Source organism: Paraconexibacter sp. (assembly GCF_059438195.1).
On record NZ_JBLKKY010000046.1, the window covers coordinates 20,250 to 33,648 of the forward strand.

Consider the following 13,399-nt stretch of genomic DNA (forward strand, 5'->3'; position numbering starts at 1 on the left):
CCGCACGCGGCCTTGCACGGTCGAGGAGCCTCCCCTCGACTACGATCGACGGGTGTCCCGCGCCACCGCCGACCGTCCGTGGGCCGAGCACGCGGCCGACCGTCTCGCCGAGGCCGGCTACCGGCGCGGGGGCGCCCGGCAGGCCGTCATCGACCTCCTCGCCGCGGAGGCGTGCGCGCTCAGCCCCCTCGAGATCGAGGACCGCCTGCGCGGCGGGAAGCGCCGGGTCGGCCGGGCGAGCGTCTACCGCGTGCTCGACGAGCTCGAGCAGCTCCGGCTCGTCCAGCGCATCGAGGTCGGCCAGGGCATCGCGCGCTACGAGGCCCACCACCCCGAGGGCCACCACCACCATCACCACCTCGTCTGCGACACCTGCGGCGAGGTCTTCCCCTTCGAGGACGAGGAGCTCGAGCGCGCGATCGACCGCGCGGCGCGGCGCGTCACCTTCGAGGTGGCCGACCACGAGATCGTCCTGCACGGCACCTGCGCGGACTGCGCCCGCAAGGTCTGACCGCGACGACCGCCGGTGAGTGTGGATCCACCCGGCTCTGCGCCGGGTGGATCCACACTCACGCGGGGCGGGCGGCGCGGAGACGGCCCGCGGTGACCGCGACGAGCGTCGTCGCCACGAGCGAGGCGGCGACGGTCGCGCCCGCCGCCGTCTCGGCGTGGTAGCTCACGAGGAGGCCGAGCGCCCCTCCCGCAGCCGCGACGGCGGCCGCGACGGCGATCATGGGACCCATGCGCCGACTGAGCGCACGCGCCGCGACCGCCGGGGCGATGAGGACGCTCACGACGAGGAGGTTGCCGAGGCCCCGGACGGCGACGAGGAGGACGGCCGCGAGGAGGACGAGGAGGAGAGCGTCGACGACGCCGGCGCGGACGCCGAGCGGCCGCGCCGTGAGGCGGTCGAAGCCGACGACGAGAAGGCGCCCGTGGAGGAGCGTGAGCGCCCCGCCCGTGAGGAGGACGAGCGCCGCGGCGAGCGCGAGGTCGCCGTCGCTGACGCCCAGGACGTCACCGAAGAGGAGGTCCGACAGCCGCGGGGGCGCGTCGGGCGAGAGGGCGAGGAGCACCCCGAGGCCGAACAGGGTCGTGACGACGACGGCCACCGCGGTGTCACGGCCGACCTCCGGCGCGCGCGACGCGAGCGCGATCCCGATCGCCCCCACGAGGAGCCCGCCCGCGGCGCCGAGGAGGAGAGGCGCGCCGACGAGCGCCGCGACGACCAGCCCCGGCAGGACGGAGTGCGCGAGCGACTCGGCGGAGTAGGAGAGGTCGTAGAGGACGAGCCAGCATCCGACGGCGCCTCCCGCGATCCCGAGCAGGAGGATCTCGGCGAGCGCCCGCTGCATGAGCGGCTCGCTCCAGGGCTCGGTGAGCCACGGGAGCACGGCCGCGATCACCGCACGTCCTCGCCGTGGTGATGGTGGTGCGGCGGCATGACCGCCCGCTCGGTCCCGTGGACCGCGCAGTCGACGTCGACGATCTCCGAGCCGTACGTCGCCTCGAGCACGGAGCGCTCGAGCACCTCCGCGCCGCCGAACGCGACCTGGCGCCGGTTGAGGCACAGGACCCGGTCCCATCGCCGGGCCTGCTCGACGTCGTGCGTCGCGACGAGCAGCGCGCGGCCCTCGGCGGCGAGGTCGGCCAGGAGCCCCTCGAGCCGCTCGGCGCTCGCCGCGTCGAGGCCCGTGAAGGGCTCGTCGAGGAGGACGACCGGCGCGTCCTGGACGATCGCGCGGGCGACGAGGACGCGCTGGCGCTGGCCGCCGGAGAGGTCGCCGAACGTCGCGTCGGCGCGGTCGGCGAGACCGACGGCGTCGAGAGCCGCCCTCGCGCGGGCCCGCTCGGCGCGCCCGGGGCGGCGCCACCACGGCAGGCGCGAGATCGCCCCCATGAGCGCGACGTCGAGAGCGCTCACCGGGAAATCGAGCCTGCTGCGCTCGGTCTGCGGGACGACCGCGCAGCGGCCGACCTCCACGGTGCCGGACGCGGGCTCGAGCTCGCCGAGCAGGACGCGGAAGAGCGTCGACTTGCCGCCGCCGTTCGGCCCGAGGACGGCGACGCGCTCGCCGGCGTGCGCGGCGAACGCGACATCGCAGAGCGCGGGCGACGAGGCCCCCGGGTAGGCAGCGGCGAGGCCCTCGACGCGGACGAGGACGGTGCCTGCGGTCGCGGTCGTCGCAGCGGCCACCCGCCCATCATGCACGGTGCTCACGCTCATCCGCCCGCCGTGCATCCGCGCTCGCCGCCGGTGAAGCCGCGGACGAGCGCATCGGCGTTCGCGCGCATGCTGCCGAGGTAGGTCCCTGCGTCGGCGTCCTCGGGACCCAGCGTGTCGGCGTAGAGGGACTCGCCGACGGTGGCTCCGGTGCGGTCGGCGATCGTCTCGGCGAGGTCGGCGCTGAGCGAGCTCTCGGGGAAGATCGCGCGGACCCCCGCCTCGCGGACCGTCTCGGCGAGCGCCGCGAGCTCTCCTGCCGAGGGCTGCGCCTGGCTCGTCGTCGCCGGGATGATCGCGCCGACGAACTCGATGTCGTAGCGGTGCGTGAGGTGGCCGAACGCGTCGTGGTCGCTCACGAGCTTGCGGTCCTCCTCCGGGACGGCGGCGAAGCAGGCGGCGAGCTGCTCGTCGAGCGCGGCGATCTCCCGGTCGTACCGCTCGGCGCTGGCGCGGTAGGCCGCGGCGCCGTCGCGGTCGGCCTCCGAGAAGGCCGCCTGGATCGTGCCGACCGCGGCACGCGCGTTGCGCGGGTCGTGCCACCAGTGCGGATCGGCGTCGTCCCCGGCGTGCGCGTCGGCCTCGTCGCCCTGGTCGTGACCGCCCTCGACGGCGATGGGCAGGCCCTCGCTGACGTCGACGACCGCATCCTCGATCCCCGCCTGCTCCGCGACCTCCGAGGACCACTCGTCCAGGCCGCGGCCCGAGACGAGCAGGACGTCGGCCTCGGCGGCGCTCCGCACGTCGTCGGGTCGCGGCTCGTAGTCGTGCGGGTCCGAGTTCGCCTGCAGGAGCTGGACGACCTCGACGCGGTCCCCGCCGACCTCGCGCGCGAAGTCGCCGAGCTGCGTCGTCGTCGCGACCACCGTGAGCGCCGCGTCGCCGGAGCCCGGGGCGCCGTCGTCGCCGCAGCCGGCGGCGAGCAGGCCGAGGATCGCCGCGGTCGCCGCTGCCGCGACGGCGCGTCCGCGGGGCCGCCGCGGCCGGAGCCCCCGCCAGAGCGCCGCGGCGACGAACGCCCCGCCGCTGAGCACCGCGACCGTCGCTCCCGGAGGCGCGTTCGTCTCGACCGACAGCCACAGGCCGGCGACGCCCTCGACGGCGACGAGGAGGACGGTCGCGACCTGCCAGGTCCGCAGGCGGCGGCAGAGGAGACGCGTCGTCGCCGCAGGCACGACGATGAGCGCGGTCGCGAGCAGGGCGCCGACGGCGCTGAGCGCGGCGACCGCGGTGAGCGCGACGAGGACGAGGAGGAGCGCGTCGGGGAAGGCGCTGCGCACGCCGAGAGCGCGCGCGTTCGACGGGTCGAAGCCCGCCGTCAGCCAGCGGTCGCCGAGGACGACCGTCGCTGCGAGGACGAGCGCGCTCACGACGCCCGCGAGCGCGATGTCCCCCGTGTCGATGAGGAGGAGGCTCCCGAAGAGGAGCGTCTCGACGCTCGCGCTCGAGTCGAAGACGTCGCTGGCGAGGATGACGCCGAGCGCGAGCGCGCCGACGAGCACGAGCGCCGTCGCCGAGTCGTAGCGCTCACGGCCCCCTTCTCCCCGGGTCGCCGCGCCGACCCCGCCGGCGACGAGGAAGCCCGTCCCCGCGCCGCCGAGCGCTGCCGGGAACCCCACGCCGTCGGCGACGACGAGACCCGGGAACGTCGCCGTCCCCACCGCGTGCGCGAAGAACGCGAGTCCACGCAGGACGACCCACGTCCCGATGAGACCCGCGGCCACGGCGAGGAGGAGGACCTCCCACACGCCCCGCTGGACGAAGGGCAGCGTGAACGCGTCGAACATGCCAGGGAGCGTAGCAAAACAGGACTGGTTCCCATTTTTATGCAGGGCCTCCGCGCCTCGCGCCGAACACCGACCTCCTGATGTCCTCCCTCCTCGAGACGCGCGCCGGACGGCAAGGAGACCGAGGACGCCGGCGCGATCCTCGCCGCGACCGACGGGGAGATCTCGCTGCAGGGCATCGTCCTCGCGGGGATGGTCCTCGGCGCGCTCGGCGTCCTCGCCGACATGGCGGTGACGCAGGCGTCGGCGGTGATGGCGCTGCGGCGGGCGAACCCCGGCCTCGGCCCGCGCGCCCTCTTCGACGGGGCGTTCTCGGTCGGGCGGGACCATCTCGTCGCGACGACGCACACCCTCGTCCTCGCCTACGTGGGCGCGACGCTCCCGCTCCTGCTCCTCCTCGAGGGCGCGGGCGTGACGGGCGCCGATGCCGTGAACACCCCGGACCTCGCGGAGCCGATCGTCACCACGCTCGTCGGCTCGATCGCGCTCCTCGTGAGCGTCCCGCTCACCACCGGGCTCGCGGCGGCGCTCGTCGCGAGGATGCCGCCGGAGTCGCTGCCGAGCGGCGGCCACGTCCACCACCACTAGCGGGCGCCCGGCCGCCACGCGGCCGGTGCGATACTCGGCCCATGTGCGCGCAGTGCATGATGGGCGCCGCGACGGCGGCCACCGCGGCGACCGGCTTCCGCGCGTGGCTCGCGACGCGCGCGTGGGCGTGGATCACCCCGTCGGTCCTGCGCCGCTTCTCCGCCGCCGTCGTCGGCGCCGCCGCTGTCCTCGTCGGCTGAGGCGCGACGGGACGACCCGCGCCTCGCGCGCCCCTAGCGCGGCGACACGCCGCCCGGGTCGCGCGTCGAGGACGGTCCGCCCCCGCCCGAGCCGCCCGACGTCGAGTCGCCCGCCGTCTCGCGCGGCGGGTTCTTCTCGATGTCGCGCACCGCGCGGACGTAGATCGGATCGGCCTCGACGGGGCTCTCCTTCGACCCCGTCCGGACCGTGAGCCGGTAGAGCCCCGGGTCGCGGAGGAGGATGCCCGACGAGAACCGGCCGCGGCGGATCCGCATCCGGCTCTCGCGGACGCGCTCGTACTTCCCGTCCTCGCCCTCCTTCTCGACGAGGACCCGCACCGCGGCATGGGGCCGGACGCGACCGGAGATGCGGATGCGCTGCCCCCGCTCGATCCGGCTCGTCGCGGCCTTCGCGGTGACCGACGGCGTGAGCCCGACCATGAGCGACTCCGAGCGGACCGACTGCTCGCCCTCGATGCGCGAGGTCGCGCGGATGCGTCCCTCGGCCCGCCAGGGGAACGAGGCGTCCCAGTACCCGTCCGGCCCGGTCGTCGCACGCGCCATCGTCGTGTACTTGCCGCTCTTGCCGCGCTTCTGGATGTTCACGCGCTCGCCGGTCGCGGGCGCGCCCGACGCGAGGAGCAGACGACCGCGGAAGCGCGCCTGCTCGCCATAGACGGGGTCGGGCTCGACCGCTCCGAGCGTGAGGCGCGTCGTGTTCGCGACCGCCGGGTTGATGCGCGCGGCCCGCGCGCGGATCTCCGGGAGCTGCGCGTAGAGGGCGTTGCCGGGGCACGCCGTCGAGCAGCCGTCGCGGTGACCGGAGATCCGCTGGAACGCCACCTCGGTGCCGCTCTTGAAGCGGTTCGTCGACCCACCGCCGCTCACGACCGTCACCTCCCCGTTGACGGGGACGGCGTGCGTCGCGAGCTTCCACGCCAGGAGGCGGGAGAGCGCGTCGAGCGCGACCGGGCTCTGCCCGACGTCGGAGAACGTCCCGAGGCACGCGACACCGGTCGAGAACCGGTTGTAGCCCTGCGCCTGGGCGCCGATGACCGGCTTGTCGACGCCGCCGGCGCGCCCCTCGAACACCTGCCCGAAGCGGTCGACGATGAAGTTGTAGCCGACGTCGTTCCAGCCGTTGGAGTCGCGGTGGTACTTGCAGATCGACAGGACGATCCCGGCCGAGTCCTGCGGTCCGTACGTGTTCGCCGACACCGTGTGGTGGACGAAGGCCATCCGGACCTCGCCGTAGCTGGGCTCGCCGCGCGGCGGGCAGCGCCCCGCCTCCCACACGTCGCGACCGATGATCGGGGGTGCGCCGCCGGCCTGAGCCGCACGCGCCACGGACGACGCCGACGCCCGGGGGCGGGCCCGCCGCGTGTCCGCCGGGACGGCGACGAAGTGGACGTCGAGGCCGCCGAGCGGCTCACGCGACCGGATCTGGAACTCGTCGGCCCCTCCGACCCACACCGGGTCGCTCGCCGCGAGCGGCCCGCGGCCGTCGGGACCGTGCCGGGTCACCTCGACGCGAGCCCAGCTCGACCACTCGCCCCCGGCCTCGCGTGCGCGCACCTCGACGCCGCCGCCGCGCACGCCCGAGCCGCGCAGGCCGAGGAGGTCGAAGCGCCGGGGAGCGCGGAGGACGTCCGAGACGCGGCCACCGCGCAGCGCGCGGGCCGGCACCTCCATGCGGAACCCGGTCACGTCGCGCGGCGGCCGCCTGCGCGACGAGGCGGCCCACGCCGAGGGCGGCCGCAGCGGGCCGCCCGAGCCGAGCGGGAGGAGGGCCGCGGCGCCGGCGACGGCTCCGGTGGCGATGAGGCGGCGGCGCGAGAGCGTTCGTGGGCGTGCGTGATCGACCGGCATCGGTACTCCCAACCCGCTTCGACAGGTCGGGTTGCGTTTCCTCGGCTCTGCAACGTTCCGCCCGGACGGATGTCGCGGTGCAGCGGCGCGCCTGGACGGGCCCGCTACTTCACTTGGTAAAGTCATGGGAGATGGCGAGCGACTCCTCATGTCCCGTCTGCCGAACCGCAGAGATCGTCTGCGGGAAGTGGACGCTGCTGCTCGTCCGTGACCTCGCGGCGGGAACGTCGCGCTTCTGCGAGCTCGAGCGGTCCCTGGCGGGCATCAGCCCGCGGACGCTCTCGCTGCGCCTCCGGGCGCTCGAGGACGAGGGCATCGTCGAGCGCCGCACCTACCCGGAGGTCCCGCCGCGCGTCGAGTACGCGCTCACCGAGAAGGGCCGCGCCCTCCTCCCCATCGTCGAGAACATGCGGGACTACGGCGAGCGCTGGCTCGGCGCCCGCTGCCAGAGCGAGCCGGACCCCGCCGACGACGCGGCGACGGGCGAGCCCGCCGCCGTCTGACGCCCCCTAGTTCCCGAGCAGGCCTCCTCCTCCGCTGCTCTGCGTCTGGACGACGGGGCGGCCCTCCGAGGGCTGGACGAGGACCCATCCCTCGCCGCTGAACGCGACCTGCAGGGTCTCACCGGAGCCGCGGCCGACGAGGTTCTTCATCTTGAAGTCGGTCTTGAGGGAGGTCTGGACGCCCTCGGTCCACACGACCGCCGCCTGGGCGTCGGCGAACGTCGGCGCGGACCCGACGTCGAGGAGCACCGGCGGGCCGTCGGTGAGGATCGCGACCCACCCCGTGCCCTTGAGCGCGGTGTTGAAGAGGCCGCCGCCCATCATCCCGCTGACGCCCTTCACGCGCTCGATGTCCCAGTCGATCCCGGCGTCGAACGCGAGGAGATTCGAGCCGTTGACCGTGACGCGCTCGCCCTCGAGGTAGAGGAGCTGGATCTCCTGGGCGGTGTCGGCGAGGAAGACCTCGCCGCTGCCCGTGATCTTCATGAGGCTCTGCCCCTCGCCGGTGAGGGCCTTCTTCATGAAGCGTCCCATCCCGCCCGACCCGGCGTGCTCGAAGGTGACGTCGCCCTGATAGGCGACCATCGAGCCGATCTTCGCCTGGATCGTCACCTGCTCGAGCTCGACCTTGAGCAGCTTCGGGTTCTGGAGGGAGAACGCGTCGGCCGACTCGGTCTCCTGGAACTGGGACAGGGAGGTCTTCATGGTCGGCGGAGACTCGCCGAGCCGCCGCGGCCCGTCAAGCTCAGCGCAGCGACGAGGCGCCGTTCACCGCGCCGGCACGCCCCTCCTCGGCCTGCGCGAGGTCGTCCATCGTCGTCCCGCGACGGCCGTCCGCGGCGACGAGGAGCTTGAAGTCGTGCGGGCTCGACGCCGCCTGGAGCGCCTGCTCCATCGTGACGCGCCCCGCCTTGAGGTGGTCGAAGAGCGCCTGGTCGAACGTCTGCATGCCGTAGTAGCCGCCCTCGGCGATCACCTCGCCGAGCTTGCCGGTCTGCATCGGGTCCATGATCATGTCGCGGACCCGGCCGGTCATCCGCAGGACCTCGCACGTCGCGACGCGTCCCTTGCCGCCGGCCGCCTGCACGAGGCGCTGGGAGACGGCGCCCTTGAGCGTGCCGGCGATCATCGCCCGGACCTGCTGGTGCATGTGCGGCGGGAAGAACTCGATGAGCCGGTTCACCGTCTCCGACGCGTCGACCGTGTGGACGGTCGAGAAGACGAGGTGGCCGGTCTCCGCGGCGCTGAGCGCCGTCTGGACCGTCTCCTCGTCGCGCATCTCGCCGATGAGGATGACGTCGGGGTCCTGGCGGAGGACCCGGCGCAGCGCGCGCTTGAACGACAGCGTGTCCTCGCCGACCTCACGCTGGTTGATGACCGACTTCTTGTCCTTGTGGAGGAACTCGATCGGGTCCTCGATCGTGACGACGTGCCGGTGCCGCGTCGAGTTGATGTGATCGATCATCGCCGCGAGCGTCGTCGACTTGCCCGAGCCCGTCGTGCCGGTGAGGAGGACGATCCCGCGCTCCTCCTCGGCGAGCTCGCGGATGACCGGCGGCAGCGCGAGGTCGTCGATCGTCCGGATCGACACGGGGATCGCGCGAGCGACGATCGAGACGGAGCCGCGCTGGCGGAACGCGTTGACGCGGTAGCGCGCGACGCCGGAGATCGCGTAGGAGAAGTCGACCTCCCCCTCCTCGTCGAACTCGCGGCGCTTCGTCTCGTCGGCGCCGAGCAGGTGCGCGAGCGCCCCTTCCGTGTCGGCGGGGCCGAGCGGCTGGGCGTCCGGGATGGGCCCGAGCTCGCCGTCGACGCGCATCATCGGCGGCGACGGGACCTTGAGGTGGAGATCGGAGCCGCCCGCCTCGACGAGGCGGACGAGGGAGGAGTCGATGTCGAAGGCCACGGCACCGGGATCGGCGCGTCCCGCCGCGGACTTGAGCCCTGCGTCACATGACCGCGAATTCGTCCGGATCGGGACCGATGCGCTCGCCGGCGTCGAGCGCCGCGATGCGCTCCATGTCCGCCGCCGGGAGCGAGAAGTCGAACACGTCGATGTTCTCCGCGATCCGCTCGGGCGTGGCGGATTTCGGGAAGACGACGTTGCCGAGCTCGATGTGCCAGCGCAGGACGATCTGCGCGGGCGTCTTGCCGTGCGCTCCGGCGAGCTCGCGGATGACCGGGTCGTCGAGGACGGTGCCCTGGCCGAGCGGGCTCCACGCCTCCGTGACGATCCGCCGCTCGGCGTGCTCGCGTCGCAGGCCCGCCTGCTGGAAGCGCGGGTGCAGCTCGATCTGGTTGACGGCGGGCGTGACCCCCGTCTGCTCGATGGCCTTGTCGAGGTGCTCCGGCTGGAAGTTCGAGACGCCGATCGCGCGCACGAGACCGTCCTCCTGGGCCTCGATGAGCGCGCGCCACGCCTCGACGTAGCGGCCGTTCGACGGGACCGGCCAGTGGATGAGGTAGAGGTCGACGTGGTCGAGGTGGAGCTTGCGCAGGCTCTCCTTGAGCGCCCGGCGCGCCTCGTCGAAGCCGTGGGCGTCGTTCCAGAGCTTCGTCGTCACGAAGACGTCGTCGCGGTCGAGCCCCGAGGCGCGGATCGCCTTGCCGACCTCTGCCTCGTTGCCGTAGGCCGCCGCGGTGTCGATGTGCCGGTAGCCGACGTCGAGGGCGTGCTTGACGACCTCGACCGTCTGCTTCGCCGGCACCTGCCACACGCCGAGCCCGAGCTGCGGGATGTCGACGTCGCCGTGGAGGGGGACGGACGGGACGGAGCGCGCGGAGGTCGTCATGCCCCGGATGGTGCCCGGTCGCGCGACCGCGAAACCGCGCGGGCACCGGCCGGGCGCCCACGCGGGCGGTCAGGCGGCGAGGGCGGCGGCGACCTGCGCCCGCGACCGGACGCCGAGCTTGCGGTAGGCGCGGGTGAGGTGGTTCTCGATCGTCTTCTCGCTGAGGAACAGCTCCTGGGCGATCTCGCGGTTCGTCCGCCCGTCGACGACGAGCTCGACGACGCGCCGCTCGGCCGGCGTGAGGGACGCGGCCCCCGTGCGGGCGAAGCGCCGCGGGCGCGCACCGGCGCGGATCGCCGCGGCCTGCACGCGCCGCGCGAGCGCCTCGGCGCCGCGGCGCTGAGCGCGATCGGCCGCCGCATCGAGGAGCGCGCGGGCGTCGCTGGGCTCCCGAGCGCCGATCCGGCGGACCGCGGCGTCGACGAGGACCTCGATCTCCTCGACACCCAGCCCGCGCGCCCGTGCGAGGACGAGCGCCTCGTCGAGGAGCGCGTCGGGGTCCGCGGACGCCTCGACGACCGCCGCCGCACGCAGCGCCTCGACGAGCTGCGGAGCGGCGCCGAACCGGCGCGCGACGGCGAGGCCTCGCGTCGCGCGGTCGCGTGCCTCGGCGGTCTCCCCGAGGGCGTGGAGCGCGCGCGCCTCGAGCGCGAGCCGGTTGCTCCAGTGGCCGTCGGACGGCCAGCGCTCGTCGACCGACGCGAGGATGCGGAGGTCAGCGAGGGCGTCGGCGGGGCGGCCGTCCGCGAGCGCGACGCGCGCGCGCTCGGCGAGCCAGAGGACGCTGGTGAACGACGGGTCCGTCCGCGCGGCGGCGTCGAGGTCGTCGAGCACCGCCCCGGCGGAGAGCGGACCGGACGTCGCCCGCAGGCACCGGCTGAGCGTCGCCCGCTGCACCGCCGCGATGAGACCGAAGCCATGCCCCGCCGCCTCGAGCTCGAGCGCGGCCCGCAGGTCGGCCTCCGCACCGCCGAGATCGCCGCGCATCGCCCGTGCGCCGCCCCGCGAGCCGAGCGCGCAGAACCGCCCGACGAGCGACCCCTCGGCGCGCGACGCGGCGAGGAGGGCCTCCGCCACGCGCTCGGCCTCGCCGTGCTCGCCGGCGACGGCGAGCGTGTAGGGCAGCGACTGCGTCAGCGGCGTCGTCGGACCGTGGCGACGCAGGAGCTCCCCGGCCGACCAGGCACGCGCGACGTGCTCGGCGACCTCGGCGGCCGTCGAGGCGCCGAGCGCGCACTCGAGGGAGGCGATCGCCAGCAGCTCGAGCGAGGCGCCGCCGTCGCGAGGCGCCGCCGCGAGCGGCGCGAGGACGGGCCGGCTCTGCTCACGCGCGTCGAGCGACATCGTCGCCCACGCCGCGAGGAGCCCTCTCCCCTCCCGGACGAGCTCCGCGCCCGCCGCCTCGTCGACGTGCGCGGCGACGACGCGCACCGCCTCCCCGGTGCGACCCCGCAGCGTGAGGACGTGACCGAGGATGATCGCGGCCCTCAGGCGTCGCCCCGGCTCGCGCGAGACCTCGAGGAGGGCCCGGGCGTCATCCTCGACCGCGGCGTGCCCCGCGACGTAGGAGGCGTCGAGGAGGGCGGCCATGACCGGCTCGACGCGGTGCGGGGGCGGGGGTTCGGCGAGCGCGCGCTCCAAGAGCTTCCTCGCCTCCTGCGGGGCCCCCCGAGCGACCGCGGAGGCGGCCCCCCGCTCGAGGATCTCCAAGACGGCCTCGTCCCCCTCGCACGACGCCGCGAGGAGATGCGCGCAGGCGCGGTCGAGCTGCCCCGGCTCCTCGGCGAGCAGCCGGCCGGCGCGGCCGGCGAGTCGCATCCGCTCGACGGGTCCGGCCGACTCCCGGACCGCGGCGAGCACGAGCGGGTGCGGGAAGGTGAGTCCGCCGTCGCCGTCGACGAGGATGCCCGTCATCTGCAGCGCCTCCGCCGCCTCCCGGGCCTCGTCGCGGCCGAGCTCTGCGAGGCGCGCCGTCCGCGCACCGACGGCTCCTCCCAGGACCGACGCGGCTCGAGCGAACGCGGCAGCCGCGGCGTCGAGGCCGTCGAGCCTGCCCCGGGTCGCCCACACGACCGCGTCGGGCGTCACCGAGGGGACCTCGTCGGCCAGGACGGCCCCGGGCCGCGCGGCGAGGTCGGCCACGAGCGCGTGGAGGAGGAACGGGTTGCCGCCCGTCGCATCCGCGCAGGCAGCGCAGACGGCCCCGTCGGCCCGCGGGAGCGTCGCGCGCACGAGCTCGGAGACCGCCTCGACGTCGAGCGGCGGCAGCCCCAGCGTCCGGACCGCGGCGTCGGCGAACCACGGCTCGAGGCTCGCGCCCGAACCGTCCCGGGCGGCGGAGAGCAGGAGGACCGGGAGACCGTCGAGCCTCACGCGCAGCGCGTCGAGGAAGCGGCGGGACGGGTCGTCGGACCACTGGACGTCGTCGATCGCGAGGAGCGTGGGTCCGCACCGGGCGATGCGGTCGACGACCCAGTAGAGGCTTCGCATGACCGCATGCGCCCCGTCGCCGCCGAGAGGAGCCGATGCGCCGTCCACGTCCCCCAGCGCGGCGCGCGCGTGCCGCGCCTCGTCGGCCATGAGACCGGGGTCGGTCCGCACCGCGGTCTCGAGCAGGCCGCGGACGACGCCGAACGGCACGTCCCGCTCCGACTCGCTCGCGCGTGCGACGAGCACCGTCGCGCCGGTGGCGCGCGCGTCGTCCACGACGTGCGCGAGCAGGGTCGACTTGCCGATCCCCGCCGGCCCGTGCACGAGCACCGCCCGTCCCGAGCCGTTGGCGGCCGCCTCGGCATGCTGCGCGAGGAGCGAGAGCTCCCTCTCTCGGCCCAGCATCGCGTCCGCTGTCCTCACCGCGGCGTGATCCTAGGGGAAAGCGTGGGGGAAAAGTAGGGGAACGTCGCGCCGGGTTCAGGGGTGGTGCGCGAGGCGTCGACGGCGGAGGATCCTCGTCATGACGCGGGGGAGCATCGAGACGCTGACCCCGCGGGAGGTCGAGCTGCTGGCGCTCATGGCCGAGGGGCGCTCGAACCGGGCCATCGGCGAGGCGCTCGTCCTCAGCGAGAGGACCGTCGAGTCGCACGTGCGGTCGATCTACCGCAAGCTCGTCGACGACCCCGAGGGGACCTACGACCGCAGGGTCGTCGCGGTGCGCTGCTACCTCGACGCGCGGATCGCGGCCTGAGCCGGCGTCCGCCGGAGGTCGGCGGATTTGGACGGAGGCGGCACGACGAGGGGCCCGCGTCCGCGGGCCCCTCGGCAGTGCGTCGGTGTCGCGGCGCCGCTAGGCGACGTCGCGCAGCTTCTGGGCCTCGGCGAGGCTCTGGAGCTTCTTCAGCGACTGGTTCTCGATCTGGCGGATGCGCTCGCGCGTCACGTTGAACGTGCGGCCGACCTCGTCGAGGGTCCGCGGGTGCTCGCCGCCGAGCCCGTAGCG

Annotated in this window: 13 protein-coding genes and 1 pseudogene; 5 read left to right on the forward strand and 9 right to left on the reverse strand. The window is 74.8% G+C overall.

The genetic code is table 11. The features are described from left to right. The first annotated feature begins 52 nt into the window (after nt 1-52). Complete coding sequence (locus ACME2J_RS15275; protein WP_495545793.1) at nt 53-511, forward strand: Fur family transcriptional regulator; 459 nt, start codon at nt 53-55, stop codon at nt 509-511. A 58-nt stretch (nt 512-569) separates the two neighbouring features. On the opposite strand, the gene ACME2J_RS15280 is transcribed toward ACME2J_RS15275, so the two are convergent. Genes ACME2J_RS15280 through ACME2J_RS15290 form a run of 3 tightly spaced genes read right to left on the reverse strand, consistent with a single transcriptional unit; the run spans nt 570 to nt 4,011 of the window. Then, the gene (locus tag ACME2J_RS15280) at nt 570-1,406 is read right to left on the reverse strand and encodes a metal ABC transporter permease (RefSeq protein ID WP_495545794.1); all 837 of its coding nucleotides are present in this window, start codon (nt 1,404-1,406) and stop codon (nt 570-572) included. Continuing rightward, nucleotides 1,403-2,197: a metal ABC transporter ATP-binding protein gene (locus ACME2J_RS15285; RefSeq protein ID WP_495545795.1), complete on the reverse strand. Its 795-nt coding sequence runs from the start codon at nt 2,195-2,197 to the stop codon at nt 1,403-1,405. Before ACME2J_RS15285 ends, ACME2J_RS15280 begins: the two co-directional genes overlap by 4 nt. A gap of 26 nt (nt 2,198-2,223) precedes the next feature. Next, complete coding sequence (locus ACME2J_RS15290) at nt 2,224-4,011, reverse strand: metal ABC transporter solute-binding protein, Zn/Mn family (RefSeq protein WP_495545796.1); 1,788 nt, start codon at nt 4,009-4,011, stop codon at nt 2,224-2,226. 126 nt (nt 4,012-4,137) lie between these two features. On the opposite strand from ACME2J_RS15290, the pseudogene ACME2J_RS15295 reads away from it, so the two are divergent. Further along, nucleotides 4,138-4,599, forward strand: a pseudogene (locus ACME2J_RS15295) (YibE/F family protein); the annotation flags it as partial. Nucleotides 4,600-4,640: 41 nt separating this feature from the next. Continuing rightward, nucleotides 4,641-4,799, forward strand: coding sequence for a hypothetical protein (locus ACME2J_RS15300; RefSeq protein ID WP_495545797.1), 159 nt, complete (start codon nt 4,641-4,643; stop codon nt 4,797-4,799). A gap of 33 nt (nt 4,800-4,832) precedes the next feature. On the opposite strand, the gene ACME2J_RS15305 is transcribed toward ACME2J_RS15300, so the two are convergent. Beyond that, complete coding sequence (locus ACME2J_RS15305; protein WP_495545798.1) at nt 4,833-6,668, reverse strand: peptidoglycan recognition protein family protein; 1,836 nt, start codon at nt 6,666-6,668, stop codon at nt 4,833-4,835. Between the two features lie 131 nt (nt 6,669-6,799). Here ACME2J_RS15305 and ACME2J_RS15310 point away from each other — a divergent pair, with 131 nt between their 5' ends. Continuing rightward, the gene (locus tag ACME2J_RS15310; protein WP_495545799.1) at nt 6,800-7,171 is read left to right on the forward strand and encodes a winged helix-turn-helix transcriptional regulator; all 372 of its coding nucleotides are present in this window, start codon (nt 6,800-6,802) and stop codon (nt 7,169-7,171) included. Nucleotides 7,172-7,177: 6 nt separating this feature from the next. On the opposite strand, the gene ACME2J_RS15315 is transcribed toward ACME2J_RS15310, so the two are convergent. From ACME2J_RS15315 to ACME2J_RS15330, 4 genes are all read right to left on the reverse strand, one after another. After that, nucleotides 7,178-7,876 carry an AIM24 family protein gene (locus ACME2J_RS15315; RefSeq protein ID WP_495545800.1) on the reverse strand — a complete coding sequence of 233 codons (699 nt, stop codon included), beginning with the start codon at nt 7,874-7,876 and terminating at the stop codon, nt 7,178-7,180. Nucleotides 7,877-7,916: 40 nt separating this feature from the next. After that, nucleotides 7,917-9,077, reverse strand: coding sequence for a type IV pilus twitching motility protein PilT (locus ACME2J_RS15320; protein WP_495545801.1), 1,161 nt, complete (start codon nt 9,075-9,077; stop codon nt 7,917-7,919). Nucleotides 9,078-9,120: 43 nt separating this feature from the next. Further along, the gene (locus ACME2J_RS15325; RefSeq protein ID WP_495545802.1) at nt 9,121-9,963 is read right to left on the reverse strand and encodes an aldo/keto reductase; all 843 of its coding nucleotides are present in this window, start codon (nt 9,961-9,963) and stop codon (nt 9,121-9,123) included. Between the two features lie 69 nt (nt 9,964-10,032). Further along, nucleotides 10,033-12,816 (reverse strand): ATP-binding protein, encoded by a 2,784-nt coding sequence (locus tag ACME2J_RS15330; RefSeq protein ID WP_495545803.1) that lies wholly within the window; start codon nt 12,814-12,816, stop codon nt 10,033-10,035. Nucleotides 12,817-12,916: 100 nt separating this feature from the next. Between ACME2J_RS15330 and ACME2J_RS15335 the strand changes: the two genes are divergently transcribed. Then, nucleotides 12,917-13,147 carry a response regulator transcription factor gene (locus ACME2J_RS15335; RefSeq protein WP_495545804.1) on the forward strand — a complete coding sequence of 77 codons (231 nt, stop codon included), beginning with the start codon at nt 12,917-12,919 and terminating at the stop codon, nt 13,145-13,147. Nucleotides 13,148-13,246: 99 nt separating this feature from the next. Here the strand turns inward: ACME2J_RS15335 and ACME2J_RS15340 are convergent. Further along, nucleotides 13,247-13,399, reverse strand: a 153-nt coding sequence (locus ACME2J_RS15340) for a sigma factor-like helix-turn-helix DNA-binding protein (RefSeq protein WP_495545806.1), incomplete at its 5' end; no start/stop codon positions are given.

Excerpts from the sequence above, each read along its gene's own strand:
- ACME2J_RS15310 (WP_495545799.1), top strand. The coding sequence starts at position 6,800 with ATGGCGAGCGACTCCTCATGTCCCGTCTGCCGAACCGCAGAGATCGTC.
- ACME2J_RS15325 (WP_495545802.1), bottom strand. The coding sequence starts at position 9,963 with ATGACGACCTCCGCGCGCTCCGTCCCGTCCGTCCCCCTCCACGGCGAC.
- ACME2J_RS15335 (WP_495545804.1), top strand. The coding sequence starts at position 12,917 with ATGACGCGGGGGAGCATCGAGACGCTGACCCCGCGGGAGGTCGAGCTG.
- ACME2J_RS15305 (WP_495545798.1), bottom strand. The coding sequence starts at position 6,668 with ATGCCGGTCGATCACGCACGCCCACGAACGCTCTCGCGCCGCCGCCTC.
- ACME2J_RS15315 (WP_495545800.1), bottom strand. The coding sequence starts at position 7,876 with ATGAAGACCTCCCTGTCCCAGTTCCAGGAGACCGAGTCGGCCGACGCG.
- ACME2J_RS15300 (WP_495545797.1), top strand. The coding sequence starts at position 4,641 with ATGTGCGCGCAGTGCATGATGGGCGCCGCGACGGCGGCCACCGCGGCG.
- ACME2J_RS15290 (WP_495545796.1), bottom strand. The coding sequence starts at position 4,011 with ATGTTCGACGCGTTCACGCTGCCCTTCGTCCAGCGGGGCGTGTGGGAG.